This is a genomic window from Lysobacter sp. FW306-1B-D06B, assembly GCF_038446665.1.
In the GTDB taxonomy this organism is placed as follows: domain Bacteria; phylum Pseudomonadota; class Gammaproteobacteria; order Xanthomonadales; family Xanthomonadaceae; genus Lysobacter_J.
Genome location: NZ_CP151802.1, coordinates 1,714,017 through 1,723,917 on the forward strand (window position 1 = coordinate 1,714,017; position 9,901 = coordinate 1,723,917).

The 9,901-nt window shown below is 67.7% G+C and carries 6 protein-coding genes and 1 riboswitch; of the genes, 3 read left to right on the forward strand and 3 right to left on the reverse strand.

Going from position 1 to position 9,901, the window contains the following annotated elements; translation table 11 throughout:
* Positions 1-40: 40 nt before the first annotated feature.
* From otsA to otsB, 3 genes are read right to left on the reverse strand one after another with little or no spacing between them, the layout of a single operon-like run.
* Positions 41-1,411 (reverse strand): alpha,alpha-trehalose-phosphate synthase (UDP-forming), encoded by a 1,371-nt coding sequence (gene otsA / locus AAFF32_RS07890; protein ID WP_342317007.1) that lies wholly within the window; start codon positions 1,409-1,411, stop codon positions 41-43.
* Positions 1,408-3,204, reverse strand: coding sequence for a glycoside hydrolase family 15 protein (locus tag AAFF32_RS07895; protein ID WP_216961824.1), 1,797 nt, complete (start codon positions 3,202-3,204; stop codon positions 1,408-1,410). The genes otsA and AAFF32_RS07895 overlap by 4 nt, the downstream gene beginning before the upstream one ends.
* 47 nt (positions 3,205-3,251) lie before the next feature.
* Positions 3,252-4,001, reverse strand: a complete 750-nt coding sequence (gene otsB / locus AAFF32_RS07900; protein ID WP_216960133.1) for a trehalose-phosphatase — start codon at positions 3,999-4,001, stop codon at positions 3,252-3,254.
* A gap of 150 nt (positions 4,002-4,151) precedes the next feature.
* Here otsB and clpB point away from each other — a divergent pair, with 150 nt between their 5' ends.
* The 3 genes from clpB (at position 4,152) to AAFF32_RS07915 (ending at position 9,834) form a co-directional block, all read left to right on the forward strand.
* Positions 4,152-6,737, forward strand: a complete 2,586-nt coding sequence (gene clpB, locus AAFF32_RS07905) for an ATP-dependent chaperone ClpB (RefSeq protein ID WP_342317008.1) — start codon at positions 4,152-4,154, stop codon at positions 6,735-6,737.
* 279 nt (positions 6,738-7,016) lie between these two features.
* Positions 7,017-7,252: riboswitch (cobalamin riboswitch) on the forward strand.
* A 131-nt stretch (positions 7,253-7,383) separates the two neighbouring features.
* Positions 7,384-9,228 carry a TonB-dependent vitamin B12 receptor gene (btuB, locus tag AAFF32_RS07910; RefSeq protein ID WP_342317009.1) on the forward strand — a complete coding sequence of 615 codons (1,845 nt, stop codon included), beginning with the start codon at positions 7,384-7,386 and terminating at the stop codon, positions 9,226-9,228.
* 24 nt (positions 9,229-9,252) lie between these two features.
* Entirely contained in the window at positions 9,253-9,834 is a 582-nt protein-coding gene (locus AAFF32_RS07915; protein ID WP_342317010.1) for a hypothetical protein, read from the forward strand.
* The last annotated feature ends 67 nt before the right edge of the window (positions 9,835-9,901 follow it).

A 9,901-nucleotide genomic window follows, 5' to 3' on the forward strand; every position in this document is an offset into this window, starting at 1 on the left:
CACGATGCCGACGCGACGGCGCACGAGCGCCGTTCGCGTGCTACGCCGGCTCGCGCAATGCCGCCAGGAAATTCCTCCGCCAGGCCGTGATGTCGTGCGTGCGCAGCACCTCGATCATCGAGGCCCATCGCTCGCGCCGTTCTTCCAGCGGCATTTCCATCGCGGCGGCGATCGCATCGGCCACGCCGTCGAGGTCGTAGGGATTCACCAGCAGCGCCGCGTCGAGTTCGCGCGCAGCGCCGGCGAAAGTCGACAGCACTAGCACGCCCGGGTCCGCCGGATCCTGCGCCGCCACGTATTCCTTCGCGACCAGGTTCATGCCGTCGCGCAGCGGCGTGACCAGCCCCACGTGCGCCAGACGGTAGAAGCCCGTCAGCGTCGGGTGCGGGTAGTTGCGATTGACGTAGCGCACGGGCGTCCAGTCGGGCTCGGCGTGCGCGCCGTTGATGTGGCCGGAGAGTTGTTCGAGCTCGCTGCGCAGGTTCTGGTACTCCAGCACTTCGCCACGCGACACCGGCGCGATCTGCAGGAACGTCAGCTTGCCGCGATGCTCCGGATGGCGCTTGAGGAAGCGGCCGAACGCACGGAAGCGTTCCGGCAGTCCCTTCGAATAGTCCAGGCGGTCCACGCCGATCGCCAGCGCGCGTCCGGACAGGCTGCCGGCCAGCCGCTTCACGCCGGCCTTGCCGGACGCCGCGCGCGCCTGCTGCTCGATCTGCGCGGTGTCGATCCCGATCGGGAACGCGCCCGCGCGCAGGCGCTTGCCCTTGCGCGTTTCCAGCACGCCGTGCGAGATCACGCGGCCGCGCCCGAACAGGCGTACGTAATCCTGGAAGCGCTCCAGGTCGCGCTCGGTCTGGAAGCCGATCAGGTCATACGACGACAAACCTTCGAACAGCCGCTCATGCTGCGGCAACGCCGCCAGCAGGTCGGAGGAGGGCATCGGCACATGCAGGAAGAACCCCAGCCGGCACGCCACGCCCAGTTCTCGCAGCAGCTTCGCCATCGGAATCAGGTGGTAGTCGTGCACCCACACGATGTCGTCGTCGCGCAGCAGCGGCGCGAGCTTCTCGGCGAACAGCGCGTTTACGCGGCGATACGCGGCATACGTGACGCGGCTGTAGTCCACCAGGTCCACGCGGAAATGCAGCAATGGCCACAGGGTTCGGTTGGCGAAACCGTTGTAGTAGTCGTCGTGGTCGCGCTTGGACAGATCGACGGTGACGTAGCGGATGTTGCCCGCGTCGCGCTCGTGCAACTGGCCGGAGTCGTCCGGGTCGATGCGCCCGCTCCAGCCGAACCACAGGCCGCCGGTTTCCTCCAGCGCGGACTGCAGCGCCACCGCGAGCCCGCCCGGGCTGTTCACTCCCGGCAACGCGACGCGGTTGGAAACGATGACCAGACGACTCATGCCGCGTCCTGCCACGGCCGCGACAGGCGCATGGCGGCATTGATCAGGCCGACGTGCGAATAGGTCTGCGGGAAGTTGCCCCAGGCCTCGCCGCCGTCGAACTCCAGGTCTTCCGAAAGCAGGCCCAGCGGATTGCGCCGGGCGAGGATGCGCTCGAACAGCACGCGCGCTTCCTCCTGCCGGCCGATCGACGCGAGCGCGTCGATGTACCAGAACGTGCAGATGGTGAAGCTGGTTTCCGGTGCGCCGAAATCGTCCGGCGCGACGTAACGGAACAGCGCGTCGCCGCGCTTGAGGTCGCGGCCGATCGCCTCGACCGTGCGCACGAAGCGCGGATCGTCCGGCTTCACGAAGCCCAGGTCGGCGAGCAACAGCAGCGAGGCGTCCAGGCGATTGCCGTCGGGCGACTCGACGAAATGGCCGAGTTCCTCGTTGTAGGCGTGCGCGACGATGCGCGCATGGATCTCGTCTGCACGCTGTCGCCACAGCTGCACCTTCGGCGCCAGGCGCAAGTGCACCGCGATGCGCGCCAAACGGTCGCACGCGGCCCAGCACATCACGCTGGAATAGGTGTGCACTTCCTCGCGCCCGCGGAACTCCCACAGGCCCGCGTCGGGCTTGTCGTGCAGCGCGTAGGCGAGTTCGCCCACGGGCTCCAGCCGCTCGAAGATCGACGCATCGCCCACGCGCGTGAGGCGCTGGTCGAAGAACAATTGCGTGGACGCGAGCACCACGCTGCCGTACACGTCGTGCTGCTTCTGCAGCCACGCCAGGTTGCCGCGGCGCACCGGGCCCATGCCGCGGTAGCCGGCCAGCGATTCGACTTCCGATTCGGCCAGCTGCCGTTCGTACCCCAGGCCGTACAGCGGCTGCAATTCGCCGTGCGCGGAGGCGACGTTGGCGACGTAGCGCAGGTATTCCTCCATCGTGCGCGTCGCGCCCAGGCGGTTGAGCGCGCGCACGACGAAGGCCGAGTCGCGCAGCCAGCAGTAGCGGTAGTCCCAGTTGCGCACGGTGTTGGCCGCTTCCGGGATCGAGGTGGTCAGCGCGGCCACGATCGCGCCGGTTTCATCGTTCTGGCACAGCTTGAGCGTGATCGCGCTGCGGATCACCGCGTCCTGCCATTCCAGCGGGATCGAAAGATTGCGCACCCAGTTGCGCCAGTACACGTGCGTCTGTTCCTCCGCGTAACGGGCGAAGCCGGCGACCGATTGGGTGAGCGTTTCATCCGGTCCCAGCACCAGGTGCACGTCGCGATCGAGCATGAATGGCAGCGCGTCGCGAACCAGCCGCACCGGCGCATCGGTGGTCAGGCGCAGGGTGAAGTCGGGAATGAGGTAGCGGATATGGTTGCTGCCCCAGGTGACCTCCGGCTGCACCGCACCGTAGTCGGCCAGCGGTCGCAGGCGGATGCGGATGCGCGGCATGCCCGACAGCGGGCGCAGCCGGCGCATCAGCATCACCGGGCGGTAGAAGCGATCGTTCTGGTGCCAGCGCGGCGCGAAGTCGACGATCTCCACCGCGCCACCGTGCGCATCGCGCAGCACCGTGCGCAGCATCGCGGTGTTGGTGATGTAGGACTGTTCGGATTCGACGAAGTCCTCCAACTCCACCGCCCAGTCGCCGCCCGCGTGCTCGCGCGGGGAGAGCAGGGCGCAGAACGTGGGATCGCCGTCGAAGGCCGGCACGCAGCCCCAGACGATGCGCGCGCGGGCGTCGACCAGCGCGGCGACGCTGCCATTGCCGATGAGGCCCAGATCCAGGCTGGCGGGGAGGGAGGCGGATGAGGTCATCGGTGCTCCATGGATTTCGTGGATGAAGTGCGGGTGCACGTCGTCGCTCATGCCAGCGACAGGCCCTCCTGGAGCCACGCGCGCACCGCGGCCGGGTCGTGCAGGCCGTAACGCGCCACGCTGGGTTGGCGCGAGCCCACCAGCACGCCGAAGCCGTTGTGGCTGTTGACCGCGGCGAACGCGTGTTCGTCGGTGAGGTCGTCGCCGACGAACACCGGGCGACGTCCGTGGAAGGGCGGGTGGGCGAGCATCTCCACCACCGCGCCGCCCTTGTGCGCGCCGTCGGGACGCAGCTCCACGACCATGTTGCCGGGTTGCAGGTGGTAGCCGGGCAGTTCGATGAGGATCGAATCGGCGTACTGGCGCAGCAGGTCCTCGGCGTCCGGCGCCGCGCGCCAGTGCAGGGCGATGGTGGTGCCCTTGTCCTCCACGCGCGCGCCGGGATAGCGCGCCGCCAGCGCCTGGCCCCAGGCGACGGCTTCGTCCAGGGCGCGCGGGCGCGGGTGCCGCTCCTGATGGCCGTCTTCTCGCCGCTCCAGCCCGTGCAGGCCCGTGGCCGGCAGGCTCAGCGGCGCGAACAGCGCGTCGAGCTGCGCCAGCCGCCGTCCGCTCACCAGCGCCAGCGCGCCGTCGAGGCGGCCGTGCAGCACGGCGAGCACGTCGATCAGTCCGGGGTCCACCGTGACGTCGCCGGGAACATCGGCGAAATCCAGCAGCGTGCCGTCGACATCCAGGAACAGCGCCCATTCGGACGACACCGCGGGCGGCGCGGGCAGGTGGAGGGGGGGCGAGGACATGCACGCATTGTGAACACGCGTATGTCAGCATCAGGTGGACGCTTCGCGAACGCCCCGGAATTCCTTGAAACGGGCGCCGAACGACCGCATCTGGTGCGCATTGCGGCCCACTCCGTGGCGGCCGCCACCCATAGTGAAAGGGATACCTCCATGCGGATGGACAAACTCACCTCGCGCTTCCAGCAGGCCTTGCAGGACGCGCAGTCGCTGGCGATCGGCCGCGACCACAGCGTCATCGAACCCGCCCACCTGATGACCGCGCTGCTGGAACAGAGCGGCGGCAGCACCCGCCCGCTGCTCGCGCAGGCCGGCGTCAACGTGCCGCTGCTGCGCGAACGCCTGGGCGAAGCGCTCGACAAGCTCCCCAAGGTCACCGGGCAAGCCGGCAACATCAGCGTCGGCAACGACCTGGCGCGCCTGCTCAACGTCACCGACAAGCTCGCCCAGCAGCGCGGCGATGCCTTCATCGCCAGCGAGCTGTTCGTGCTGGCCGCGCTGGACGACAGCGGCGAACTCGGCCGCGCGCTCAAGGCCGCCGGCGCCGACAAACAGAAACTGGAAGCGGCCATCGACAAGGTCCGCGGAGGCGAGAGCGTGCAGTCCGAAAACGCCGAAGACCAGCGCCAGGCGCTGGAGAAGTACACCATCGACCTCACCGCGCGCGCGGAGAGCGGCAAGCTCGATCCGGTCATCGGCCGCGACGAGGAAATCCGCCGCACCGTGCAGGTCCTGCAGCGCCGCACCAAGAACAACCCCGTGCTGATCGGCGAGCCCGGCGTGGGCAAGACCGCGATCGTGGAAGGCCTCGCGCAGCGCATCATCAACGGCGAAGTGCCCGAGGGCCTGCGCGGCAAGCGCGTGCTCTCGCTCGACATGGGCGCGCTGATCGCCGGCGCGAAGTTCCGCGGCGAGTTCGAGGAACGCCTGAAGGCCGTGCTCAGCGACCTGAGCAAGAGCGAAGGCCAGATCATCCTGTTCATCGACGAGCTGCACACGATGGTCGGCGCCGGCAAGGCCGAGGGCGCGATGGACGCGGGCAACATGCTCAAGCCCGCGCTCGCGCGCGGCGAGCTGCACTGCATCGGCGCGACCACGCTCGACGAATACCGCCAGTTCATCGAGAAGGACGCCGCACTGGAGCGCCGCTTCCAGAAGGTGTTCGTCGGCGAGCCGAGCGTGGAGGACACCATCGCCATCCTGCGCGGGCTGAAGGAGAAGTACGCCGTGCACCACGGCGTGGAGATCACCGACCCGGCGATCGTCGCCGCGGCCACGCTGTCCAACCGCTACATCAGCGACCGCCAGCTGCCCGACAAGGCCATCGACCTGATGGACGAGGCGGCCTCGCGCATCCGCATGGAGATCGACTCCAAGCCGGAAGAACTCGATCGCAAGGAGCGCCGCCTGATCCAGCTCAAGATCCAGCGCGAGGCGTTGAAGAAGGAGAAGGACGCCGAGTCCAAGCAGCGCCTGTCCGACCTGGAGGACGAGATCGCCAAGCTGGAGCGCGAGTTCAACGATCTGGAGGAAGTCTGGAAGGCCGAGAAGGCCATGTTGCAGGGCGCGACGAAGATCAAGGAGCAGATCGAGGCCGCGCGCCTGGAGCTGGAGGCCGCGCAGCGCAAGCAGGACTTCGCGCGCATGAGCGAAATCCAGTACGGCACGCTGCCGGAGCTGGAGAAGCAGCTCAAGGCCGCGCAGGAAGCCGAGACGAAGGGCTTCACGCTGCTGCAGGACAAGGTGACGGCGGAAGAGATCGCGCAGGTCGTCGCGCGCTGGACCGGCATTCCGGTCAGCAAGATGCTCGAAGGCGAGCGCGAGAAGCTGCTGCGCATGGAAGAGCACCTGCACACGCGCGTGGTCGGCCAGGAAGAGGCGATCAAGGTCGTGTCCGATGCGGTGCGCCGCTCGCGCGCCGGGCTTTCCGATCCGAATCGCCCGTCGGGTTCGTTCCTGTTCCTCGGCCCCACCGGCGTGGGCAAGACCGAGTTGAGCAAGGCGCTGGCCGAATTCCTGTTCGATTCCAGCGATGCGATGGTGCGCATCGACATGAGCGAATTCATGGAGAAGCATTCCGTGAGCCGCCTGGTCGGGGCGCCTCCGGGCTACGTCGGTTACGAAGAGGGCGGTTACCTCACCGAAGCGGTGCGTCGCCGCCCGTACAGCGTGATCCTGCTCGACGAAGTGGAGAAGGCGCATCCGGACGTGTTCAACATCCTGTTGCAGGTGCTGGACGACGGCCGCCTCACCGACGGCCAGGGCCGCACGGTGGACTTCCGCAACACGGTCATCGTGATGACGTCGAACCTGGGGTCGCACCAGATCCAGGAGATGTCCGGAGATGATTCGCCGCAGGCCTACCTGCAGATGAAGAGCGCAGTGATGGGCGTGGTGCAGGCGCACTTCCGCCCGGAGTTCATCAACCGGCTCGACGACATCGTCGTGTTCCATCCGCTCGACAAGCAGCAGATCCGGCAGATCGCGCGCATCCAGCTCAACGGGCTGGAGAAGCGGCTGGGCGAGCGCGGGCTCAAGCTGGATCTGTCCGATGAGGCGCTCGCGTTGCTGGGCAATGTCGGCTTCGATCCGGTGTACGGCGCGCGCCCGCTGAAGCGTGCGATCCAGCAGCAGCTGGAGAATCCGCTGGCTTCGAAGATCCTGGCCGGCGAATTCACCAGCGGCGATGTGATCGGCGTTGATGCGCAGGGCGGGCAGTTGGTGTTCCGGAAGGGATAAGCGACCCGTCCGTAGCGGGATGACTGCTGCGACTCGAAGCCCCCGCGGTGGAAGCTGCGGGGGCTTCGGCGTTATGCGGGTGCTGCGTCGCGGTCTACGACAGAGCGCCCATTCTCACCGTTCGTCCTGAGCGTAGCGAAGCGAAGTCGAAGGATGGAGACGGGCGGCAACCCGCTCATCCTTCGACTTCGGCGCTTCGCGCCTACGCTCAGGACGAACGGTGGGGAAGGGCGCGCCGAACGAAGGCTCCGCGACCATTGCCGATACCCCGGGTGCTGCTAAGATGCCCCCGCCTGAGGTGACCGCCGGCCTGGCCGGTGGTTGAAACGGGAATCCGGTGCGCCGGGTCGTGCATGCACGGCCGGCAATTCCGGAGCTGCCCCCGCAACGGTAGGCGAGAAGACGATCCGCATCACAGCCACTGTGCTCACGCATGGGAAGGCGCGGACCGGAAGCGCAGGAATCCCTGCCTTCGCTCGCAAGCCCGGAGACCGGCCTTTGTGCGACCCGACACGCGGTGGGCGATGTCATGGGGCGCATGCCGTTCGCGTGCCGCTGCCATAACCCTCCTTCCGCCTGTCCTCTTCCAACGTTCCCGCGCGGGCAGGCGCGGTCAAGGAGTGTGTCAGTGCATCCGCATCACCGTATGTTCCGCCGCCGCGCGCTGGCGGCGTCGTTGTCGTGTTCCCTTCCTTTCGCGGCCCCGGCCTTCGCCGACGATGCCGCCACCGATCTCGATCAGGTCGTCGTCACCGCTACGCGCACCGCGCAGACGCAGGACCAGGCGCTCGCCGCGATCACCGTGATCGACCGTGCCGAGATCGAACGCCTGCAGCCGGCCTCGCTGCCGGCCCTGCTGACGGGGCGCGCGGGTATCTCCATCGCCAACAACGGCGGCCCGGGCAAGTCGACGTCGCTGTTCCTGCGCGGTACCGAGTCCGACCACGTCCTGGTGCTCATCGACGGCATCAAGATCGGTTCGGCCACCAGCGGCGGTGCCTCGCTGCAAGACATCCCGGTCGAACAGATCGAACGCGTGGAAATCGTGCGCGGTCCGTTCTCCAGTCTGTACGGTTCCGAAGCGCTGGGCGGCGTCATCCAGATCTTCACCCGCCGCCCGCAAGGCGCGTTCGCGCCCAGCGCCAGCGCCGCCGTCGGCAGCGATAACACGCAACGCTACGCGGCCGGCGTCGCCGGGCAGGCGAGCGATCCCTCGCGTGGCGCCTGGTATGCGATCAACGCCGCGCACGAAAGCACCGACGGCATCAACGCCTACCGCGGCACGCGCAACTTCGATCCCGACAAGGACGGCTATCGCAACACGTCGTTGACGTTGCAGGGCGGCTACCGCTTCAGCGAGCAGTGGGATGCCGACCTGCGCGCCTTCCGCGCCGAAGGCAACAACGAGTACGACGGCAGCACCAACAACGAAGCCGACACCGTGCAGCAGGTCGTCGGCGGTCGTGTGCGCTACACGCCGGGCGATCGTTTGAAGTTCACCGCCGGGCTGGGCACCAGCGCGGACCTGAGCGAGAACTTCCTCAACGGCGTCTATTCCTCCACCTTCGATACCCGCCGCGAAGTGGGCTCGTTGCAGGCCGACGTCGGCCTTGCCACCGGCCTGTTGACGCTGGGCTTCGATTGGCTCGGCGACAAGGTGCACAGCAACACCGATTACGCGCGTGATCGTCGCATCAACCGCGGCGTGTTCGGCCAGTGGCAGCAGGCGTTCGGCACGCAGTCCGTGCAGGCGAGCGCGCGCCGCGACGACGACAGCCAGTTCGGCGGCGAAACCACCGGCAGCGTGCTGTGGGGCTGGAACTTCACGCCGTCGCTGCGCCTGGGTGCGAGCTACGGCACCGCGTTCAAGGCGCCGACGTTCAACGAGCTGTACTTCCCCGGCTACGGCAACCCCGACCTGGGCCCGGAAACCTCGCGCAGTGTCGAAGTGAGCCTGCGCGGCGAACACGGTTGGGGCACCTGGTCGCTCAATGCATTCGACACGAAGATCGACGACCTGATCGCCTTCGACTCGACGCTCGGCCCGATGGGCGGCCCGAACAACATCGACCGCGCGCGCATCCAGGGCGTGGAAGCGACCGCGGGCGTGGTCTGGATGGACTGGAGCCTGCGCACCAGCCTCACCTGGCTGGACCCGCGCAACGACGGCGACAACGTCAACCACGACAAGTTGCTGCCGCGCCGTGCGAAGCAGTCCGGACGGATCGACCTTGATCGCAAGTTCGATCGCTTCAGCATCGGCGCCAGCGTCATCGGCGTGGGCGAGCGTTACGACAACCTCGCCAACACCACCCGCATGGGCGGGTACGGACTGTTCGGCTTGCGTGCGGGCTATGCATTCACCGACGCATGGAGCGTGCAGGCCTCGCTCGACAACGCCTTCGACAAACGCTACGAGACCGCCGCGCTCTACAACCAGCCGGGTCGCACCTGGCTGCTGACCGTGCGCTATCAACCCACCGTCCGCTGAGCGGACACCAACGTGAGGCCGCCGATGAAACCCCTGACACGCCACGCCAACCTGGGCCTGTTCGCCGCTTTCGCCGTGCTGATGATCGCCACGCGCTTCCATCATTTCGGCGACGCGCTGCACCTGCCCGACGCCTCGATGGCGCTGTTCTTCCTCGGCGGCCTCTATTTGCGCAAGCACTGGCAGTTCGCGGTGTTCATCGCGCTGGCGGTGGTGATCGACTGGATCGCCATCGAATACGCCGGCCTCAGCGACTTCTGCGTGACGCCGGCGTATTCGTTCCTGCTGCCGGCTTACGCCGTGCTCTGGTACGGGGGGCGCCTGTACGCCGATCGACTGCGCACCACATGGGCGTCGATGCTCGGCGCCGCCGGCGTCGCACTGGTCAGCGCGTCGGTGTCGTTCGCCATTTCCAATGGTGCGTTCTACTGGCTGGGCGGTCGCTACGCGGAGCCGCACTTCGCCGAGTATCTGGCGCGCGCCTGGCAGTGGGGGCCGTTGTTCGTGCGCACGACGATGGCCTACATCGCCGTCGCGCTGGTCGTCCACGCGATCCTTGATCGCGTGGTGGGCCTTCGTTCCAACACGCAGCCCGCCGGCCGTTGAGGAGATTCACCATGAACGCACTGCGATTCTCTGGCTCCGAAAGCCTCCTGCCGTACTCGTCGCCGCG